Source organism: Marinobacter sp. (genome assembly GCF_039977835.1).
Classification (GTDB): Bacteria; Pseudomonadota; Gammaproteobacteria; order Pseudomonadales; family Oleiphilaceae; genus Marinobacter.
On record NZ_JBDWCL010000068.1, the window covers coordinates 1 to 20,199 of the forward strand.

Genomic DNA, 20,199 nt, shown 5'->3' on the forward strand with positions numbered 1-20,199 from the left:
CTTCCTGGCCAGCTAACTCGGCCACCGTCAGGCTGTGAGGTGGGGCCATCTTCTGGAGAATGGCTTCCTTACGTTCCGGTGAGTAATGGGGCATGGTTGTCCTCTGAAATGATCAGGCGACAACTACGCTGACACATAGGGTGTACGAGCCATAGGTAGTTTTAAAAAGTTTAATTGCTTCAAAAATGCACGATTTTCCGCATCCATTTGGTCCAGCTATGACTACTGTCTCTTTTAAATCTGAGATTTCAAGAGATTTGATCGCTTTGTAGTTTTCTATTTTCAGGTACTTTATTTTCATAACCGTTATTCCATACCTATAATAGGAAAATCGGGATCAGACCTATCTCTCAAATGCAACTTCCTCTGCTTGGGGATTCTGCTCGCTTTCTGATTTTGAGATTTTAGGAGGTGGCGGTGTCCAGGCCTTTAGCATCTGCCCCGCCTCTTGATAAAAATGTGGCACCGCTTTTTCCAGTTCCTCGACAAACACCTTCCGCCCACCGAACTTCCCGGCCAGATCAACCTCGTAAACAACCTCCAGCGTTGTCGCAGCAGTATTGGACGTATCCGATTCCAGTAACTCCGGCGAATCCCGCAGGTCTTTCAGCGCCTGGTAGGTGGTTTCTGATTTGCCGGGCCTGGTGCCGCGAATGAAGAACCCGCCGGGTGCCGTCTTCTTCAATTGGCGCAGAAGCCAGTTAACCCTGGCTTTGGTGCTTTGCTTGTCTTTCGGTGCCGTAAGGCGCATTGAGCAGTAGATCATTCGCCGCTGAAGGTCGGCGGTTACTTCCAGATCCGCCGCCGCGTTGATTATGTGGAGTGCGCAATTCAGCGTCGGTGCTTTGCAAAACGCATCGGCATCGTCCTTCAGGCGTTTGGCAGGGTCCAGGCGGTGGTCGTTTTTCAGTTTCAGTGATACGTCGCTACCGGTAAGGCGGGACATAATCAGGCACAGGTCCCGTTGCTCCTGGTGCCATGCGGCGATGGTGTTCTGTACCTCATCGCTGGTTTTGGCGAGTGGGGCGTTGCTCTTCACCTTGTTGACGACGTCTTTCCACTCCGCATTCATCTGGTCGAAATGGCTGATGCCGGAGCGATCGCTTTCAAGGTATCGCAGTATTTCGCTGAGGATGAATACCTGGTCCTCGTCTTCAACACCATCGTTCTTGAGCAGGAGCTGGCACTGGGTTCGGATGAAGGCCCATGACCAGTGAAAGAGGGCGACGGACTTGGTGGCGTTCTTCGGGAGTTTTACGGGGTGGTGAGTCGGGAGTGCTGCAAACTGGTTGGTGATGGTTATCACGGCATCCAGTTTGTGGTTCTTTGCCTGCTGGAGGTAGCAGGATACCTGGTCCTCACCGATGGTTTCGTTGCCGACCTTTGCTTCTATCAGTGCCCGCCATTCACGTCTGCCGGTGCGCAGAATCAGGAGGCCGTCCGGGCGGTCTTTGTTTTTGACGGCTTTCTTGTCCTCGTTCAGGAATACTGGTTCTATCCATGCCTCGAGGGTGGCGCTGGTTCCTACACGTACGCCCAGGGGTTTCAGCAGGGACTGCCTTAACTCAAGCACGGAGCGCAGGCCGGCGAGTATCACAGAGACGGATTTCTGTTCCCGGGCGCTGTCTGCGGTTATCGGTATAAGGCGTGCTGGCTCTCCGCCAGTGAGGAAGTCGGGACGGGGCATGGCAGGACGCTCCTTGTTTTTATTAGATTTAGTTTCCTACTGAATACTAGCAGCAATTCTGAGGGGTGCCGGGTATCCCCTCGTTGCTTTGTAAAAACTTGAAAAATCTGACCGCCCGCTTGTTTTTAGCGATAGCGCTTTCTGCTCATTTCTATCGATCAAACATGCACCTCAAGAGTACCTGTCCTAACCTGGACGATAAGAGTGTTGATTGCGAGGGTGGCTATGAAAAAGTGCTCCGGTGGCGCCGCTCAACCTCATTGGCCACCTGCTTGGCATTAACGGGAGACTGATACTTTGAACTCGTCCGATTACGATCACCTTGTCCGAACACAGGTTTTCAGTTTCCTGGGTGAGCTCGCGGACCGCTATGGTGACGTCCTCCCAATTGAACCCTTGAGACAGGGCATTAACTTTCATGGCCATCGGGTGCCCCTGCTCGGGCCCAAAGGAATCTTCAAACCGAAAATTCTTGATCTTCCGATTTCGATAACTACGGCACCTAATAGCCCATACGACGACTCGTTTACAGAGGACAATCTGGTTCGGTACCGGTATCGAGGGACAGATCCATATCATCCGGATAATGTTGGCCTCAGAGAGTTAATGATGCATCGAAAACCCTTGGTGTATTTCCACGGAATTGTTCCGGGGCGATACGTTGCAACTTGGCCCGCATTTGTTGTTGGTGACGACCCCAACGGGTTGGCGGTATCCATTGCGGTTGATGATCGTGCCGCGTTGTCGGAGCAGGTGGTTCTCGGGGCTTACGATGATGGTGCTGATTCCCGTCGCCGGTACGTTACCGCAGCGGTGAAGGTGCGGTTGCACCAGAGGTTGTTTCGCGAACGAGTGCTGGCGGCGTACAGAGACCAATGTGCACTATGTCGGCTTCGGCATACTTCACTGTTGGAGGCTGCGCATATCACGCCAGACTCATCGCCCGATGGCGAGCCTGTTGTAAAAAACGGAGTCTCTCTATGCAAGCTCCACCATGCCGCGTTTGACCAGAATATTCTCGGAATTCGGCCGGACTATGTTGTCGAAATTCGAAAGGACATACTTGAGGAAATAGACGGCCCAATGCTTCGGTTCGGGCTACAGCAGATGCATGGGCAAAAGATCGTCATTCCGCGGCGGGCTGATTTCAGGCCCGACAAAATCGGACTTGAAGGCCGTTATCAAGCGTTTCGGGAGGCATGGCGATAAGGGGCCCACAACAAGTGATTGTGGTATCAAAGGTGTGCAACAGGATCCATTCTCTGATGCAGAACTCGAAGAATAACGATAGTCGGCTCTTTTGCAGTGCTCTCAATCCGAATATAAAGCTGATGTGGTGAGGCCTTACTTTCCCGCGCAATCGGGTAAGTAGCGATACCTGGCCGAATATCGGATCTGCTTTTCAGAAGTGGTGCACTACTGCCTGCCTCTTCGAGCTCTCTGATCGCGCTTTGGATTAGGCCTGTGTAGCGCTCCAACTGAATGGTACCGAATTCCTCCAGAGTAGTTTCCAGGATGTTGTCCAGGTCAGCCAATGCGCTGTCGGTGAAAATAACCTTCCATGGTTTCATCTGATTCAGGTGTTCCGTTTCGTTCCGGTGATTCCTTTAGCGCGTTCGGAGAGGTAAGTCGCGAACCCGTCCGCTGTGAAATGTCTGGTTTTCCCGTTTTTCACATCTTCCTCGCCTTCGGCGATGGCGGCTCTGAGTTCATTCATTTTCGTGGTGTAGGCGGACTCAGCTTCTTCTACCATCCTGAGCCCAGTTCGCAGTACCTCGCTCGCATTCTGGTAACGGCCAGAAGCTACCAGACGGTCTACCACTTGTGATTGGTGGTCGGTTAGTACGATGTTTCTCGTTGCCATGGGAGTATCGTCCTGTTGTAACTCTATTGGCATATTATGCCAATAAGTCGATTTCAGCAATTGCAGGTAGCCAGGCGCGCGCATTGGGATGATATGGACCCTGTAACACAACGACGATAATGGGCCTGCTCGGGTTGTGATAGTGGCGACTTGGTTCTTGCCGGAATTCTGGTTAGCATGACAGCGGCAGGAGCCAGTGAAGGCGACCCTGCGGAAATATGGATAGATCTCCCTCAAGGACAGAAGGAGCAAAGGAATGAGCAAGAAGGTTGTTTTAGTAGGTGACCTGGGTACTGATCACTCCGGGTTTCCACCAACGCCGGTGACTGCCGGCTCTCCCAATGTGTTGATTGATGGCAAACCTGTTGCCCGCGTTGGGGACCCCCTCGCACCACATTCCAAACCGAAGCATCCACCTCATCCCCGGGCTATAGCCGCCGGTTCTGGAACCGTTTTGATCAACGGTATTCCTGCTGCCGTGACTGGTGGTGCGATTTCCTGCGGTGGCGTCACCATCGGTAGTGGCAGCGTTGTTATTGGTGATACGTTTACGCCCGCCAAGTTTTCCGGTATTTCACCCGCCCCAGTGAAGCCCGCTTCGAAGGCGGAAGCATCTTATGCTCGTAGTGCTGATGGTGGAGCTACAGACTCCTTATCGTCCCCACAGTCCGCGAACTCAAACGGGTTAGCCCATGGCAATAGCAGTGCGGTTGAAGGTGGCCCGGTTGTGTCTGGTGTGTCTGATCAGGGTTCAATGGATCAAACGCAGGAGACTACTGTGGAGCCGGGTTTTCACGTGGTTCAGAGCCCAATGAGCAAGACCACGCTGTTGGCTGCGCTCTATGGTGACGCTTCTGCAAAGCCTGACAGCTTTGACCGTTTGAATCCGGGCCTTGGAGGCCAAGTGTTGCCCGGTGAGATGATTGTGCTGGGTGACCCGGAGGGCATGGAGTGCACTCGGGAAGAAGCTGATCTGATGGAGGTGGCGGCACAGGTAAATGCCCAGGTAAGGGCGCTGGATCAGGACGAAGCGCAGTTTCTCGTCAAGTATCATGCTCTGTTGGAAGCCGTTACTTCAACGAGTTCGGCGGGACTGGGTGCTGGCGCAGTAATGGTCTCAAAGCAGATTGGCAGCATTGAGAAGACTCTAAAGAACATCGAGCGGCTTCATCAGGACAGCTACCGGAAGCATGGGCATCTCAACCATCCGGAGTTTTTCGAGAAGCGGCGGGCGCTTTTCAAAGAGCTGGATTTTTCTCTGGGAAGTGTGGCACGCCAAGGTATGTCTCTGGATGATGATGCGAAGTTGAAGCGTGCACTGGGGTTGTCGTCTAAGAGTATTGTGCATAGTTGGAAGACCGCCGGGGTGGGTGGCATACCAGGGTACGCTACGCACTACGAGAGGCTGGCAACGGGGGCCAGGTATGCTCGAAATGTGGGCTATCTTGGGATCACCCTGGATGTGGGGTTGTCCGCTATGAAGATTCATGAAGCCTGTACGGCAGGTGACGAAAAGGCTTGCGAGGTCGTTTCATATCAGCAAGGCGGTAAGTTGGTTGGCTCATTAAGTGGGGGGGCAATTGGCGCGGGTCTTTCGTATGGTTGTTTAGCCTTTGGTGTTACTTCAGCAGGCATTGGAGGTGTAGCCTGCGTTGTTATTGTTGGCGGCATTGGAGCGGCTGTTGGGGGTAGCTATGGCGGGACGCGTGGTGAGGCCATGGGCGAGAAGGTCAGGGAGGTGATTCATGAATGAGGAGCAATTGACAGAATTGGTAGTAATTACAGGCGCGGTCTCTCTAATTGTTGGCTTTATTTTGCTCTTGCTTATGGTTACGTTATTTTTTGGAAAAACTGTGGAAGTGGAACGGCGAATTGCAACTCCAGGCAAGCAACTGGATGAAATTCGCAGTATTTGGGGAAACGGGCCAATCGGTCGCTGGATGAGGGTGATGCACGTATACGCTTTCGTGGTTTTCCGACACATTCCGCGAATAGGGCCCCGGATCGAATCCAGAATGGGTGACGAGAGCGAACCTTTGCCACGCTCATTGAAGCTTTGGGTGATAGTGCCTTTCACCGTGTATGCGATTCTAATGTTTCTGTTTTTCTTCTCTGGCTGGTATCTCGGTGCTTTTTCGAACTAGAGTTAATGCGCTGTGGCAGCCTTCAATGTTTATGAGGTGAAGGATAGTAATCAGCATGCTTCAGGCAGTTGCTGCGTTCGTAGGCGCTGGCGCTATTGGTTTGGGCTTGGTCTCACTGCTGGTGATGCTTACGTTTGCGTTTTCCAGAGTGGCCGCAATTGAGGAGAAAATCTCGCGCCCTGGTACCTCCGCACAGGAACACAGTAAGGTCTGGGGCAATGATCCTTTGGGCAGATTGATGAGAAGCAGCTACGTGTTTACGTTTCTTGTGCTTCGGTCTGTGCCCTCAAACCGGCTGAATCGCTCAGCTGCGCAGATTGGGGATATATCAACTCGATTGCCTGTTCGATTGACCTTATGGGCGTTGCTGCCACCATTGCTACTGTACGGGTGCTTTGTCGTTCTTTTGATAGTTGGACTGCTTATATAAAGGGAGGCTTCGGAATATCAAGGGAGTAAGAATCTATCGCTCACAGCTGGGCTTTTGGCTCTGATGCCTGAAGCCCTTTTGATTCCGACAGCGTGACGATCCGGCCTAGTTGTCAAATTGGAACACCTCAGGCCTGATCGGAAAACCGGGGCAGAGCTACTTTTCGGGGCTTTTGATATAGAAAACGTTCTTATCCCGCACGCTCATGTCAAAGAGTTCACTGGCTCTGACGAGTTCGCTTAGCTTCTTGTATCCGTAATTCACGGGGGAGAAGGAGCTGTTATTTGAAATGTATTTGCCAACTTCTCCGAGATGGGCCCAACCATCGTCATCAGCCGTTTGTTCCACCGCAGTTCGAAGAGTCCGTACCAAGACCGTATCGCCTCGAAGCTTGTTGCGTCCCCATTTAGTTTCTACCGTCGACTTTGGGGCGCCGCCGTTGCTGGTATTGTCTGTTTCCTCTGGGTCTTCGCGCAGGTTCTCTGTGTAGATGAATTGCGAACAGGCGTTGACGAATGGCATCGGAGTTTTTCGCTCGCCGAAGCCAAAAACTGGTAACCCGGCCTCAAGAATTCGCATGACGAGGGGCGTAAAGTCGGAATCACTTGTCATTAGGGCGAAGGCATCGACGTTTCCGCTGTAGAGCAGGTCCATGGCGTCAATGATCATTGAGGCATCGGTAGCGTTCTTGCCGGTCGTATAGGCAAACTGCTGAACAGGCCTGATGGCGTTGGCGTGGAGCTTTTCAATCCAGCCACTCAGTTGTGGGCCATTCCAGTTTCCATGAGCATGGCGTACGTTCACAGCACCATACTTGGCCAGTTCCTGTAGAACACCTTCAGCCGACTGGTGACTGACGTTGTCGCAGTCGATCAGCAGTGCGATTTTGTAATTGTTGTTCATCTTCCTTGAGGTTTCCTCGTTTCGGATGGGGACGTTGCATGCTATCACTCAATCAGTCGTTACACATTTTTGCTAGCCAAAGCGTTTAAACGGAGCTTGCCGTGCACGAAGCCAAACAACCATGGGAAGAGGTTACGGCGGTTCTGTACCTTGAAAATAGGTCGGATGACCCCGTGACAGTCAGCATCAACAAAACAGACTTCTGGCTGTTTATCGATTGCAGATGTTACAAAAATCCTAAGGTGCGAAATGAAAGAGTGATTTATGTTTCACCTTTGACTGACGGAAGTAACACAAGGACGTCCGCACGATGGATTTTAGCCCGATCTACCAGGCATTGATTACTGCACTCTGGTATCTGCTACCTCTTGCCGTCATTGCTGGCTTGGTCCGGTCGCCTTGGTTCAAAGGCAAGTTTGGCGAAATTCTGGTCAACCTCTCCGCCCGGTGTTTCCTCGACAAATCCCGCTACCATTTAATCAAGAATGTGACCCTCCCCACGGAGGATGGCACCACGCAGATCGATCATGTTCTGGTTTCGGAGTTTGGCGTCTTCGTTGTTGAGACCAAAAACATGAAGGGCTGGATCTTCGGTGGTCCTCATCAGCGCTTCTGGACCCAGAAGATTTACCGCTCCAATCACAAATTCCAGAACCCGCTGCACCAGAACTACAAACATGTAAAAACCCTTCAGGCGTTGCTTGGGCTGAGTGATCATCAGGTGCATTCGGTGGTGGTGTTTGTGGGGGACAGCACCTTCAAAACGCCCATGCCTGAAAATGTCACACAGGGGCTGGGGTATGTGCGTTATATCAAGTCGAAGACAGATCCGCTGCTTAGCCCAGAGCAGGTGGCGGAGGTTCGGGAAAAGGTGGCAACCGGTCGCCTCAAGGCATCATTCGCCACCGACCGGGCCCATGCTCGTCATGTGAGAGGTCTGGTTGCCGAGCGTAACGGTGATGCGCCCCATCGACCGAGTAGGGGGCTTCTCAAACTCCTGGTATTTCCTCTGTTGATGTTGGGAGTCGGTGCGATCGGAGTGAGTGCGTATTCGAATTTTGCTTCACAGGCGATGACAGTAGGCATGAAAAAGATGCCAGAACAGCGGGTCGCGGCGCCGCAGCCCATTCCTAGTCGATCTGAAAGCGAACTAAGATCTGAGCCGCGAACCGTTCAGCCCGAGGCTTCCCCACGCACTGAGGATCAGCGTGTTCACCAACCCCCCTCCAACTTGTTTTTAGCAAGGCAGGAATGTAATTCCCTGATCGCTGCCGCTATTGGCAATCAGGATACGCGCCTTTTGAGAGACAGGGACAAGGCGTGCGAGGTTTATCGTAAGTTGAAGGCGCAATAGGCGTGTTGTGGCTTTCAATTCTGATTGCAAGAGCCTGCAAACCTTCCGGAATGGAAGCAGATCTATTTTCAGCCCCGTTTTTCCCTAACGTTGTCGGCTTTTGAAACCAGGTTGCTAAACCAGCGGTATTGAGTTGAATAGACCTGGCTTTCGGATCGGGTCTTTTCCTGTGCGCTACACTTCCAGACAACAGTTATCTTCTCAACTGTCAGAGTGGGAGCAGGTCACCGGGACTGCAGCCTGACGTCTGAAAACAATAGAAATGGACCTGGAGTCCTCTATGAAAACCGCCCAACGCCGCGGCAGTTCTCTTTCCAGCCCTGATTTTGCACGCCTGCAGGGTGTCTGGCGTTCCCAGGGTTACGGCAATGTGTTGCTGATCGAGGAAGATTGGTACACCCTTTTTGAAGAAACCAGCATCAGCTGCCTGAAGATTGATGCGGGCAGCATTGAAGAACTTGGCCACTATTACGACGATTTGGCGGTATCCCCTGGTGGCCAGGCGTTCAATGCCCATCGGGTAACTGGAGTAGCACGCATCAGATTCCGTCGCCTGAAAGTATTGCCCGCCAGTGTCACTGAAAGTCACAGGCACAGGGCAGAGGATCCGCAATACAACTTTGACGTTTTCTGGCGAACCTTTCACGAGCAATACGCCCTGTTTGAACTCAAGGGTGTGGCCTGGGACCGGGCGCATCATGACTATCTTCCCCAGATTAACGCGAACACATCACAGGAAACGCTCTTTGCCATCATGGTTGCGATGCTACGGCCCCTGAAGGATGGCCATATTCGTCTGCATTCACCCTGGGGTCATTACAGGGCAGGTGCCCAGCCGGCGCTCTTCAGGCGGCTGACACCGGAACTTGAAGACGCCAATGATGACCGGGAGCTCACCAGCTACCTGGGCGATCTCAAAGAGTCAGCGCGTCACGTGATCCATGAGGATTATCTCGCAAGCGCCGTTAGCCATGGCGGCAACCGGCTGGTGGAGTGGGGGCGCCTTAATGACCTCATCGGTTACCTGAACATCCGGGCCATGGCCGGGCAAAGCGGCAAGTCAGGCAAACCGGCTGCGGATCTCAGTGCGGTCGATAGTGTGATGAAGAGGGTGCTGGCAGATGTTGGCGAGCTCCCCAATCTGGTGGTCGATCTTCGCAATAATGGTGGGGGGTACGATGGTGTCGCACTGCGCTTTGCAGCGTACCTGATGGATCGCAAACGGCTGGCTTTCACCAAGTCAGCCCGTCATGGCAATGGATTCACCGGAAAGCAGTCTGTCTATGTCACGCCTGTCGATGAGACTTACCAGGGCAACCTGTTTGTGCTGACCAGCGAGCTAACGGCCAGTGCCGCAGAAATCTTCGTGCTCTCATTGCTGCAGCATCCCCGTCTCACTCTTATTGGCGAGCCTACCCAGGGCATCCTTTCCGACACGCTCGAGCGCCATCTGCCAAATGGCTGGCACCTGACCTTGTCCAATGAAATCTACCGGGCCTACGACGGTGAGATTTACGAAGATGTCGGCATCCCGCCACACATCCGTCTCAAGTATCTTGGCCGTAAAGGGCGCGAGGAAGGCAAAGACCCGATGCTGGAGCGGGTAATTAAGCTGGTCGGCGGTTGATGGTCGGTTGAAAACCGGGACAGATTTATTTTTCTGAAAAATAGACCTGTCCCGGCTTTGCTAAGATCATGACTCCAGGTTCCTGAGTGAACAGTGCAGACACAGAGGCAGCATGAAGTATTTTGCTTACGGATCGAATATGTCACTCCTCAGATTAAGAGCGAGGGTTCCGAACGCGGAGCGAATCGGTATGTTCACGCTCGTTGAGCATACCCTTCGGTTTCATAAGTGGAGTAGGAAAGACAAATCCGCAAAATGTGACGCACTGTTTACCGGAAACCCGGAGGACTTTGTCATTGGCGCACTGTTTGAGATACCGCGCGACGAGAAACGCCCGCTGGATAAGGCTGAGGGTTTGGGCTTCGGTTACGATGAAAAACAGGTCACGGTTACGGATGCTCTCGGGAATTCCCTTGATGCTTTTACCTACTGTGCAACGTCAACGGATCCATCTTTGCTGCCTCACTCCTGGTATTTGAATCACGTTATCGTTGGTGCGAAAGAAACAGGCGTTCCCGCTGACTACCTCGATGCCATTTCAGCCACGAGATGCCAGGAAGACCCTGATCGAAAACGAGATGCGAGAGAGCGGGCCATCTACGATTAAAAGATGGCCTATGGCTACCGGGACAACGACTACTTCTTCCTGAAGATAAAAGCAGCGTTGCCCGGTAAAGTGCGATAAACCTTTTTAATCGCCGTTCGCCTGGGGCGAATTACTTCTTGCGACGCTTGGCTACGCCAAGGCCAGCCAGGCCAAGACCCAGCAGTGCCAGGGAACCCGGCTCCGGAACTGAAGCCGCAGCGGTTTCGATACGGAAGTTGCTTTCAAAGATGTTGTTGGTGCCTTCCTGGGTCAGGAGGCCAATGCAGTTCGCGGGTGCGCCCGCTACTCCACATTGCTCATCGCTCAGCTGGTTCAGGCCAACGATTTCCAGGAACACGGAATAGTTGGTGTCATCAATGGTGAAGTTGGGTCCAGAGAACTCAAAAATACCAGCTTCGTTCAAGCTGCCCAACTCGGGGTTCGCCAGGGAAAACACATCGTCACAGGTAGAAGCAGAACCTTCGAAGCATTCACCGCCGTTGAAGGTTTCGGTAAAGAAGCTCTGGAAGGTAATGGTGACGGGGTCTGGCGAAATACCGGCCATTTCGTCTGGGGTCGCCGCGGTCAGCATTAGTGTACTGTTCAGGTTAAAGCTGGCCAGAGATTCGCTTCCGGCGGGGATAACCGCATTATCATGGCTGAATACGCCACCGGGCACCATGTCACCGTTGGTTACCAGCGGAGGTGGATTGCTGGCGTCGGTAATGGAGACGGAGCTGCTGGCATCGCCTGAACCCCAGGAAACTGATTGACCGTCGGCAGCGACGCTTCCGGTCCCTGTGCCTTCGCTAAAAGTGACATCGGAAAATGAATTGTCTACTTCGTAGTCCCAAGATGTGATTTGGGCGGCGCTGGCAGCAGTTGCACCCAGAGCAAAGGGAAGAACGGCTGTTGTAATAAGTGCTGCTTTCTTCGGAAATCGAATCATATGTAAACCACCTGATTGTTCGAGGATGAATTATCTATCCAGAGGACAAAACGGGATTGTTGGAGCTGAAGCTCGCGACCCGTTTGCCCTAGGTTTGCACTCATCATGCCAGTTTTATTTATCTCTTAAATACAATAACTTAAAAATTTTACTTAAAATTTTTATGATCACTCCGTAAAGCCAGCCGACAATGGAAGGAACACATCTATTTGTTAAAATTACTCAATCTATTTGAAGCGCGAATATATGTATTTTTTATTGGGGTATATGTTTAAACGCCCCATATAAAGGGATGTCCAGCTGCGACTTTTTTAGATACATGAAGCAAAGGCACGCATAAATAGTGATATTGAATATTCTTTTCAAAATTACAAAGTGGCAGGGTGGACATATACTTAAAAAGGACATTCAAATTGGAGCCTTGGACGCCAATCCGCACAGCGAGCGGCGTGTGAAGCATTTGGTAGAAATATCTAGAAATATCTCTTTCCCACGCAATAAGGCAGGCGACGTAGATCTCCCAAAACGTCGATATTTTTTACGTTGTTGTCATTGCGAACGAGTTCTCCGAATTTTGGGCGCCAGTCGGTCGCCGCACACACCTCTCGAGACGCCTGGTAGCGCGCCCTTCCGGGCAATGGCCGACTTGAGATAGAGATTCGCCAGCCCGTTCACATTTCTGCTGTGATCGCTCCAGCGTCGTTAATACGCGGGTGAAGGGCGGAATGGAGTGGTCCGGGGATGGTAGAAGAAACCTTTCCTACAAGTCATGTACCAAGGCGGCGTCGATACTGACAATCCCTTGACTTATGGTTTAAAAAATGGGATCGCCCGTTGCTTTGACGGCATAGAAGAGGCAGTCGCTCTTCGCAATCACCGGATTGGTGGTGATCATGAAAGCCTTGAGGGCCTGGGCAGGGTAGATTCGCCCATCCCTGATTTGAAGCACCTGTTCCATGTTCTCGGTTCGGTTGTGGCTGATCGCCGTGAGAACGTCCAATCCTTTTTGCCCAACCCATCCGAGGGGCTCATCCGGCGACACAATCCCGAAATTGCGGTGTTCGATGTCGGGCGGAAACGTGAGGTCCGCCTGTCCACTGGGCGTTAATCGGTACTCTATCGTCGCATCGGGGGCCAACTCCACCCGAATCGGATTGCGCAGCACAGCAACGTTCCATTCCGTTTTTTCCAGCGATAGCACGTCTGGCTGTGAGGCATACCGAACAAGCCCTTCGTACGCCAGCTCATGTGCGTGATCATCCTGAGAGCCGCCACACTCGATGGTCACCGTGGGAACCTCCTGCTCGGAATATTCCATCAGTGCACCCAGGCGAAGATCCGTCATGATCAGCCGGTCGGTAAAGAGCGACGCCAGCGCTTGGTGGGCGGCGTCGTTGGTGATGGTCACAGCGAAGGCAGGGCCGGTGCCTGAGGTGTTGTGCACGTCCAGCAGGCACTCGGGGTTGGCTGTCTGAAGCTCGGCCAGCATGGCCTCGGCAATGGCGCCTTCCTCTCCTTCAAACGGTTCTTTGAAGCACCGGTTCAGATCACGTCCGCTTGGCAGTTGGCGCAGCGTCAATGCCGGCGGGATTTTCGCGGGCTGGACGCCTCCCAGAAGGAACAGCAGGTTGACCTCCGGGGTGTGCTGCTCCAGTAGCCATCGGTGAATCGCGAACAGCCCTGAAGGTTCGTTGCCGTGAAGCAGCGTTGCCATGGCCCGGGTCCTGGAAGGGTCGCGGCCAGCAACGCGAACCACCGTGGGCCCTTGCAGCCGGTTCAGCCACTCCAGGGGCGAGCGGCCCAGGGTCTGGGGTGACGGGTTGTTGAGATAATCAAGGGTGTTCGAGCGGCTCATGGTGACAAGGTCCATTCGTGCAGTGGTGTGTTTGTCTTCTGATTGCCCATATAAAGAGACAGCATACTCTTGAACGCCTCGTCGGTAGTCTGGGTCCTGAAAAAAGACTCGGTCATCTGGCGCTGCCAACGGGCGCCCGTCATCCGGGTTTGAATGCGGCCTTCGATGATGCCCAGCAGGCGGTGGATCTCCGCCTCGTCCACCGCAGTTCGTTGCAAGGCTTCCCGGGCGCGCGGCAGCAGGTCACGGGCAACGTTTAACAGGGGTGTATCCTGTAACTGTACCTGGTCTTTGTGCGGCCAGATAATGTCTGCACCGATGCCGTATTTGGCGGCACGATAGAAATTGTGTTCGGTGTAATGAAAGGGAAGTATCGACGTCAGGTGTCGGATATCCTCGAGTACCGCCAACGCCGCCCCGATCACGAACAGCCCGTTCGCGCACATGTCCACGGCTGTTGGTCCGGCCGGCATGGAACGAATCTCGATGCGCAGATGGCCGCCGTCGTTGTGATCAAAAATGGCCCGGTTCCAGGGCCACGTAGTCCCGTGGTGCAGCCGCAGTTCGGCCAGTTCCGGTACGTCTCCCCGATCAATCACAGCCATCGGATCTTCTTCCGACATCAATGGAAGGATCGGGGGATACAAGGAGGCCGAAGCTGCAAACAGCTCCCAGGCGCTGCGTGCCCAGCCGTTGCCGTAATAGACCCGTGGCGGGTGTTTCCAGGTTCTGTGGTTGGGCGAGCGGCTGTCGACGGATTGTTTGAACAGGGCGATACGGGTTTCGTCCCAGAGGTGGTGGCCGAACAGGCTGGGCGAATTACTGGCCAGGGCCAGCGCAATGGGCGTCACCAGCTGCACGGCGTTGAAATAGTCGGCAAAGCGGTGGGCAGGAACGCGCCAGTGCAGTTGGAAGGAGGTGGTCGCCCCTTCCATGGTGACGTCGTCCGCTTCCAGGTTGATGACGTCATTGCCACCGATATGGATGCTGAATGGCTCGCCCCGTTGCTGGATCAATGCCTCGGATAGCGCATGGTAGCGGGGTTCGTCTGTCATCACCTTCGCGCCCATATCGGACTGGCGCAAAGTGGGCAGAATGCCGATGGGGACCAGTTCGCCATTCAATGGCGCGGCGTGCTGGTTGATTCGCTGCATGGCCTCGAGCAGTTCCTGCTCGGTTCTGGCAAAGGGGGTTCCCTTGAAGGCCTGGGGGCTGAGGTTGTATTCAAGATTGAAGCGGTTGAGCTCAACCGTCAGTTGTGGATCCTGAATGCTGGCGGCTATTTCTGTGTTGATTGGCTGAACGCGCAGGTCCGGGTTTACGATGTAGAACTCGACCTCGGCACCGATGGAAGACTCTCCCTCACCAAAGCCGGGCCGGTCAAGAAGGCGGGTGAGTGCGGTAAGATCCGTTCGCACCTTGGCCGCAAAACGGTCAAAGTCTTCCGTCGTAAATTCCGATTGTTTTATCGACAGTCCCATAGCGGCTGGGTCTCCAACACCGACTTACCTTGATAGTAGCGGAAATAGTGGCGAAGTATGTGTTGGGCGGGACACTAGTCCTCGTAAATCATTTTGCGGGTCATGCCGCCGTCGATTACGAAGTTCTGGCCGGTCACAAAGCGGGCGTCCGGCGAGACCAGGTAGGCAACCATAGCCGCCACGTCCTCGGGTTTGCCGACACGCCCACTGGGGTGTTGCTCATGATCAGCAGCCGACAGAGGCTGCGGTTCAGAGGGTGCATGAGCCTGCAAGGCTCTGACATCTATCCAGCCCGGGCTGATGCTGTTGGCTCGCACATCGGGCCCCAGGCTTATAGCCAGGGCGTGGGTCAGGGCGAGCAGGCCTCCCTTGCTTGCCGCATATGCCTCGCTATTTGGCTCAGACTGCAAGGCCCGGGTAGAAGCTATGTTGACAATGCTACCCTGGCGTTGGCGCAGGTGCGGAACCGTGTGCTTTGCCATTAGAAAGGCGCCGGTCAGGTTGACGTCGATTCGCCGTTGCCACTGATCCAGTTCAAGCATTTCTATGGGGCCGGTGTCTGGATCTGCGATCCCTGCATTGTTGACCAGAGCGTCCAGCCCCTGGCCCCATCGCGCGGCCTCCTCTATGGCCGAGACTACGTCGGGCTCGCGGGATACATCCGTGGTGATCAGTAGCAGGCTGTCCGGAGCACCGAAATCTTGCCTGCATGCGCTGATTGCTTCTGCATTCTGGTCCAGGACCACCACTCGCCAGCACTTGTCCAGGAAATGGGCGGCAATACCCTTGCCGATGCCTTGGGCGCCGCCAGTTATGAGTATGACCGGGGATTGTTGTGTCATGTGGTGGGGCTCCTTTTGGGTAGGCCGGCATCTGAAAAATAGATCTGTCGCGGTTTTTGTCCGGCAGATTCAGCAGGTTATGGGACATACCGGTGTAACTATTACAACGCTTGTTAAAGCGGGGCGCGCTTTGGGTATGACCCGGGCTTTGCACGCTGGTGAGGATAACCGATCTCCTCACGCAGCTTGATTCCTGTCTGGTTATTCCGGAAACTCTGATCGGCATTGCAGCGTCAGGAGCCAGTGAAGGCTATCCTGCGAAAACATGGATAGATCTCCCTCAAGGATAGAAGGAGCAAAGGAATGAGCAAGAAGGTTGTTTTAGTAGGTGACCTGGGTACTGATCACTCCGGGTTTCCACCAACGCCGGTGACTGCCGGCTCACCCAATGTGTTGATTGATGGCAAACCTGTTGCCCGCGTTGGGGATCCCCTCGCACCACATTCCAAACCGAAGCACCCACCTCATCCCCGCGCTGTAGCCGCCGGTTCTGGAACCGTTTTGATCAATGGTATTCCTGCTGCCGTGACTGGTGGTGCGATTTCCTGCGGTGGCGTCACCATTGGTAGCGGTAGCGTGGTTATTGGTGATACCTACGCTCCCGCACGGTTTTCCGGTATTTCATCGGCCCCATCAAAGCCAGCTTCGCAGGCGGAGATATCTAACGCTCGTAGTGCTGATGGTGGAGCTACAGGCCCCTTATCGTCCACACAGTCCGCAAACCCATACGGGTTAGCCCGTGGCGATAGCGGTGCGGTGGCTGGCAGCCCTGTTGTGGCTGGTATGTCTGATCAGGATTCAGAGGATCAAACGCAGGAGACTACTGTGGAACCGGGCTTTCACGTGGTTCAGAGCCCAATGAGCAAGACCACTATTTTGGCTGCGCTCTATGGTGACGCTTCTGCGAAGCCTGACAGCTTTGACCGCTTGAATCCGGGCCTTGGTGGTCAGGTGTTACCCGGTGAGATGATTGTGTTGGGTGATCCGGAGGGCATGGAGTGCACTCGGGAAGAAGCTGATTTGATGGAAGTGGCGGCACAGGTAAATGCCCAGGTACGGGCGCTGGATCAGGATGAGGCGCAGTTTATCGTCAGGTACCATGCTCTATTGGAAGCCGTTACTTCAACGAGTTCGGCGGGATTGGGTGCTGGCGCAGTAATGGTCTCAAAGCAGATTGGCAGCATTGAGAAGACGTTAAAGAACATCGAGCGGCTTCATCAAGAAAGCTACCGGAAGTATGGGCATCTCAACCATCCGGAGTTTTTCGAGAAGAGGCGGGCGCTTTTTAAGGAGTTGGATTTTTCTCTGGGAAGTGTGGCGCGCAAGGGGATGTCTCTGGATGATGATGCGAAGTTGAAGCGGGCATTGGGGTTGTCTTCGAAGAGTATTGTTCATAGCTGGAAGACCGCTGGGGTCGGTGGCATGCCAGGGTACCCCACGCACTACGAGAGGCTGGCAACGGCGGCCAGGTATGCTCGAAACGTGGGCTATCTTGGGATAACGCTGGATGCGTCCATGTCTACGTTAAAAATCCATGAAGCATGTACCTCTGGAAGCGAGAGAGAATGTCAGGTCGTCGCGTATCAGGAGGGAGGTAAGTTCACTGGTTCGCTGGCTGGCGGTGGTATTGGTGCGGTAGCTTTAGCTTCAACCTGCACGGTCTTCGCGGTCACTAGCGCAGGCATAGGTGGTGTGGCCTGTGCAGTCATCGCTGGAGGCCTTGGCGCAGCAGGCGGTGGACATGCTGGCGGAGTGGGTGGTAAGAACTTGGGCGAGAAGCTCAGGGAGGTTATCCATGAATGATGAGCAATTGGAAACATTAGCGGCGATTGCGGGCGCCGCTTCTCTGGGCGTCGGCATCATTCTGATGTTTCTGATGGTTACACTATTCTTTCGAAAAACTGCGGAAGTTGAGCGGCGAATTGCAACGCCAGGCAAATACCTGGATGGAATGCGTATAGTCTGGGGGAATGGCCCGATCGGGCGATGGATGCGGGTGGCATATGTATACGCGTTCTTTGTATTTCGGAACCTTCCGCGAATAGGGCCCCGTATCGAATCCAGAATGGGTGACGAGAACGAACCTTTACCTCTCTCGTTGAAATTGTGGGTGATAGTACCGTTCACCGTGTATGCGATTCTTATGTTTCTGTTTTTCTTCTCGGGTTGGTATCTCGGAGCTTTTTCGAACTAGGGCTAATGCGTATGGCAGAATTCAGTGTGTACGAGGTGAAGGATAGTAACTAGTATGCTTCAGGCTGTTGCCGCGTTCGTAGGCGCTGGCGCTATTGGTTTGGGCTTGGTCTCCCTGCTGGTGATGCTCACATTCGCGTTTTCCAGAGTGACTACCTCCGCGCATTGCTACGCTTGGGGGCGGACCCGGGGGTGATGGTTGATAGATCGGCCACCAGCAGTGGGGTTGAAGCTGAACTAATCAGCTAGCGGCAGGTAAACAAACTCATAAGCAATCGATGCCGCCACATAAAAAAGCAGCACTGCCATCACACGGTTAAACCATGTGAAGAAAACCGGGGCCGTGATGCGTTCGCCCAGAAGATGGCCAAGCAAGGCATAGCTTCCGGGTGCGCCAATGGCCAGGACCGTGAGAGCCAGGGACCATAAAGGAATGCCGATGCCCTCTATGCCCGCGCCCGGAAACTGGATGGTGGCGATGGGTAGTGTGGCGACGATGCCCTTTGGGTTCAGCAGCTGCAGGATCAGCCCTTGGCGGTAACGTAGAGGGCGTTCAGTTGTACTGTCTTCGCCAAGCGTGACACTGGCTTTGAATATCTTGACGGCGAGTGTGGTGATGTACGCGCAGCCCAGCACGCTGAGTATGATCAGGACATCACCGCCGATGAGGGTTGAGCCCAGCCATCCGAATAACAGGAACAGCAGGAGCATGGCCGAGCCTACTCCGAAGCAGTACCCAATGGAGGCTCGGGCTTGGCCGTTCAGCCCGGCGTTCAGGCCGAGCAGGTTCACGGGCCCAGGCGTGTACATTACGCCTATGGCATAAGCGAAGATCTCAATCATGGGGTTTTCCTGACAGTGCGGGCGCCGGCTTTATGACGCGATGCTTGCCTGGTATTGCCGGGGCGTCATCCCATAGATGCGCTTAAAGCGCCGGTTGAAGTGGCTCAGGTCCGCGAAACCGTAGCGGTAGACCACATCGTTGAGTGAGTCGCCGGTATCCAGCGCATGGCGTGCCGCATTGATGCGACAGTTCACCACATACTGATGCGGGGTGATGCCAAACTGCTTCCGGAACAGCCGCAGGAAGTGGTATTTGGACAGGTTCGCGGCTTCGCTGATGTCTTCCAGTGCCAGATCCTCGGTTACGTGGGCCTGGATAAATTCCCGCGCACGTTCCAGAAGGACATCGGCCCTTCGGGTAATGTCATCAGCCTCGAACCGGCCAGCACGCTGGGTCACGCGGGAGGCGATCTGGTAGAGCGCATGTTCCTGCTCTATGCGGCTGCCGACTTTGTTACTGATCAGCCGGGCCAGTTCCAGAATCGCCTGGCGCAGAGTCGGGTCCTGCATCAGGGTTTCGTTTACCCTGAAATCGGTGGCTTGTTCGCGGCCAGCGGCGTTGGCAACCAGGGGTTCAAGCTCGCTGGCTGGAACATAGACCATGACGTAGTTCAGTGGGGCGTCACCGCCAGAACAGCCGTCGTGCACCTCACCCGGGTTAAACTGAATGATATTGCCGGGCATGCTGCGATGGTTGGCACCGCCGCTGAAGAAATCCTGGCGCCCGGCGAGGGTAACGCCAAAGCAATGTTCTTCGTGCGCATGCCGGTCGTAGGTAAAACCGTCCATCGCAGCCTGCAGTACGGTCAGGTCCGGCAGGTGCTCGCTTTTGAAGAATCGAAATTGGCTGTCCTGTTCCACGACAGTCTCCCGCAGAGAAGGTTGTGACCCGATTTATCCCTACTTTACCTCTCGGCGTGGCGGTTATCTTGGACAATATTGCTCAGTGAAAGGACTTCTCAAGACAGGAGTGCCGTAATGACATCCCCCAGTGAAAACGTTCAGAGCCCCTGGATCAGCTTTCTAGCCCATCTGTTCGTGATCCTCGTGGCCTGGACCCTCTTCATCAAATACCTGTTCCCGATCGGCTTTGCGCTGGCCACCAATGAGGCGTGGGCGACCTATATCTACTGGGACTTGTGGCCGGTTGCACACCTATGGCTGGCCTGGGCGTTATCGGCTAGACCAAAGTATACGCGCCTTCTGGCCATTGGCATGTCCGTGGTTGAGATCCTGATCATTAGCACTCTGTTCATCTGGTTCCTGGCGGAACCGGAGTGGTCCATCTGGCGCACGAACTGGTTTGTGAATAAGGTGTTTGTGCTGGCAGCGTTTGTTCTGGTGTTGGGTACGGCTCTGTTCCGTCCGGAAAGCCTGAAGGCGCGGTCTTCGTAGTCGTATTTTCTGGTTCCCTTGTGGTGAACTTATCCGCGGCGTTTTA

At 54.1% G+C, this 20,199-nt stretch carries 20 protein-coding genes; 9 read left to right on the forward strand and 11 right to left on the reverse strand.

The window, feature by feature from the left end:
• Positions 1–112: 112 nt before the first annotated feature.
• Together ABJM11_RS22570 and ABJM11_RS19570 are read right to left on the reverse strand one after the other, a co-directional pair.
• Entirely contained in the window at positions 113–301 is a 189-nt protein-coding gene (locus ABJM11_RS22570; RefSeq protein WP_407070023.1) for an AAA family ATPase, read from the reverse strand.
• Between the two features lie 42 nt (positions 302–343).
• Entirely contained in the window at positions 344–1,687 is a 1,344-nt protein-coding gene (locus ABJM11_RS19570) for a hypothetical protein (protein ID WP_348297169.1), read from the reverse strand.
• Positions 1,688–2,293: 606 nt separating this feature from the next.
• Between ABJM11_RS19570 and ABJM11_RS19575 the strand changes: the two genes are divergently transcribed.
• Positions 2,294–2,896, forward strand: a complete 603-nt coding sequence (locus ABJM11_RS19575; protein WP_348297170.1) for an HNH endonuclease — start codon at positions 2,294–2,296, stop codon at positions 2,894–2,896.
• A 26-nt stretch (positions 2,897–2,922) separates the two neighbouring features.
• On the opposite strand, the gene ABJM11_RS19580 is transcribed toward ABJM11_RS19575, so the two are convergent.
• A complete protein-coding gene (locus ABJM11_RS19580) occupies positions 2,923–3,258 on the reverse strand; it encodes a type II toxin-antitoxin system RelE/ParE family toxin (protein ID WP_348297171.1) in 336 nt (111 codons plus the stop codon).
• Between the two features lie 5 nt (positions 3,259–3,263).
• Entirely contained in the window at positions 3,264–3,551 is a 288-nt protein-coding gene (locus ABJM11_RS19585; protein ID WP_348297172.1) for a type II toxin-antitoxin system ParD family antitoxin, read from the reverse strand.
• A 256-nt stretch (positions 3,552–3,807) separates the two neighbouring features.
• Between ABJM11_RS19585 and ABJM11_RS19590 the strand changes: the two genes are divergently transcribed.
• Both ABJM11_RS19590 and ABJM11_RS19595 read left to right on the forward strand, forming a co-directional pair.
• Positions 3,808–5,304, forward strand: a complete 1,497-nt coding sequence (locus tag ABJM11_RS19590; RefSeq protein WP_348297173.1) for a type VI secretion system PAAR protein — start codon at positions 3,808–3,810, stop codon at positions 5,302–5,304.
• Positions 5,297–5,695 carry a hypothetical protein gene (locus tag ABJM11_RS19595; RefSeq protein WP_348297174.1) on the forward strand — a complete coding sequence of 133 codons (399 nt, stop codon included), beginning with the start codon at positions 5,297–5,299 and terminating at the stop codon, positions 5,693–5,695. The genes ABJM11_RS19590 and ABJM11_RS19595 overlap by 8 nt, the downstream gene beginning before the upstream one ends.
• A gap of 586 nt (positions 5,696–6,281) precedes the next feature.
• Here ABJM11_RS19595 and ABJM11_RS19600 read toward each other — a convergent pair.
• Positions 6,282–7,028: an NYN domain-containing protein gene (locus tag ABJM11_RS19600; protein ID WP_348297175.1), complete on the reverse strand. Its 747-nt coding sequence runs from the start codon at positions 7,026–7,028 to the stop codon at positions 6,282–6,284.
• Between the two features lie 310 nt (positions 7,029–7,338).
• On the opposite strand from ABJM11_RS19600, the gene ABJM11_RS19605 reads away from it, so the two are divergent.
• The 3 genes from ABJM11_RS19605 to ABJM11_RS19615 all read left to right on the forward strand — a co-directional run bounded on the left by ABJM11_RS19605 (position 7,339) and on the right by ABJM11_RS19615 (position 10,616).
• A complete protein-coding gene (locus tag ABJM11_RS19605; RefSeq protein WP_348297176.1) occupies positions 7,339–8,382 on the forward strand; it encodes a nuclease-related domain-containing protein in 1,044 nt (347 codons plus the stop codon).
• Positions 8,383–8,662: 280 nt separating this feature from the next.
• Positions 8,663–10,009, forward strand: coding sequence for a S41 family peptidase (locus ABJM11_RS19610; RefSeq protein ID WP_348297177.1), 1,347 nt, complete (start codon positions 8,663–8,665; stop codon positions 10,007–10,009).
• 112 nt (positions 10,010–10,121) lie between these two features.
• Positions 10,122–10,616: a gamma-glutamylcyclotransferase family protein gene (locus ABJM11_RS19615; protein ID WP_348297178.1), complete on the forward strand. Its 495-nt coding sequence runs from the start codon at positions 10,122–10,124 to the stop codon at positions 10,614–10,616.
• Positions 10,617–10,725: 109 nt separating this feature from the next.
• On the opposite strand, the gene ABJM11_RS19620 is transcribed toward ABJM11_RS19615, so the two are convergent.
• From ABJM11_RS19620 to ABJM11_RS19635, 4 genes are all read right to left on the reverse strand, one after another.
• Positions 10,726–11,541: a THxN family PEP-CTERM protein gene (locus tag ABJM11_RS19620; protein ID WP_407070024.1), complete on the reverse strand. Its 816-nt coding sequence runs from the start codon at positions 11,539–11,541 to the stop codon at positions 10,726–10,728.
• 817 nt (positions 11,542–12,358) lie between these two features.
• Complete coding sequence (locus ABJM11_RS19625) at positions 12,359–13,399, reverse strand: succinylglutamate desuccinylase (RefSeq protein ID WP_348297180.1); 1,041 nt, start codon at positions 13,397–13,399, stop codon at positions 12,359–12,361.
• Positions 13,396–14,880, reverse strand: coding sequence for a hypothetical protein (locus tag ABJM11_RS19630; RefSeq protein WP_348297181.1), 1,485 nt, complete (start codon positions 14,878–14,880; stop codon positions 13,396–13,398). The genes ABJM11_RS19625 and ABJM11_RS19630 overlap by 4 nt, the downstream gene beginning before the upstream one ends.
• 74 nt (positions 14,881–14,954) lie before the next feature.
• Positions 14,955–15,722 carry an SDR family oxidoreductase gene (locus ABJM11_RS19635; RefSeq protein WP_348297182.1) on the reverse strand — a complete coding sequence of 256 codons (768 nt, stop codon included), beginning with the start codon at positions 15,720–15,722 and terminating at the stop codon, positions 14,955–14,957.
• A 303-nt stretch (positions 15,723–16,025) separates the two neighbouring features.
• Here ABJM11_RS19635 and ABJM11_RS19640 point away from each other — a divergent pair, with 303 nt between their 5' ends.
• Positions 16,026–17,525, forward strand: a complete 1,500-nt coding sequence (locus ABJM11_RS19640; protein WP_348297183.1) for a type VI secretion system PAAR protein — start codon at positions 16,026–16,028, stop codon at positions 17,523–17,525.
• Entirely contained in the window at positions 17,518–17,916 is a 399-nt protein-coding gene (locus ABJM11_RS19645) for a hypothetical protein (protein WP_348297184.1), read from the forward strand. Before ABJM11_RS19640 ends, ABJM11_RS19645 begins: the two co-directional genes overlap by 8 nt.
• A gap of 236 nt (positions 17,917–18,152) precedes the next feature.
• Here the strand turns inward: ABJM11_RS19645 and ABJM11_RS19650 are convergent, their stop codons facing one another.
• Both ABJM11_RS19650 and ABJM11_RS19655 read right to left on the reverse strand, forming a co-directional pair.
• The gene (locus ABJM11_RS19650) at positions 18,153–18,758 is read right to left on the reverse strand and encodes a LysE family transporter (protein ID WP_348297185.1); all 606 of its coding nucleotides are present in this window, start codon (positions 18,756–18,758) and stop codon (positions 18,153–18,155) included.
• Between the two features lie 30 nt (positions 18,759–18,788).
• Positions 18,789–19,619 (reverse strand): AraC family transcriptional regulator, encoded by an 831-nt coding sequence (locus ABJM11_RS19655; RefSeq protein ID WP_348297186.1) that lies wholly within the window; start codon positions 19,617–19,619, stop codon positions 18,789–18,791.
• A 117-nt stretch (positions 19,620–19,736) separates the two neighbouring features.
• Between ABJM11_RS19655 and ABJM11_RS19660 the strand changes: the two genes are divergently transcribed.
• A complete protein-coding gene (locus ABJM11_RS19660) occupies positions 19,737–20,153 on the forward strand; it encodes a hypothetical protein (RefSeq protein ID WP_348297187.1) in 417 nt (138 codons plus the stop codon).
• Positions 20,154–20,199: the final 46 nt, after the last annotated feature.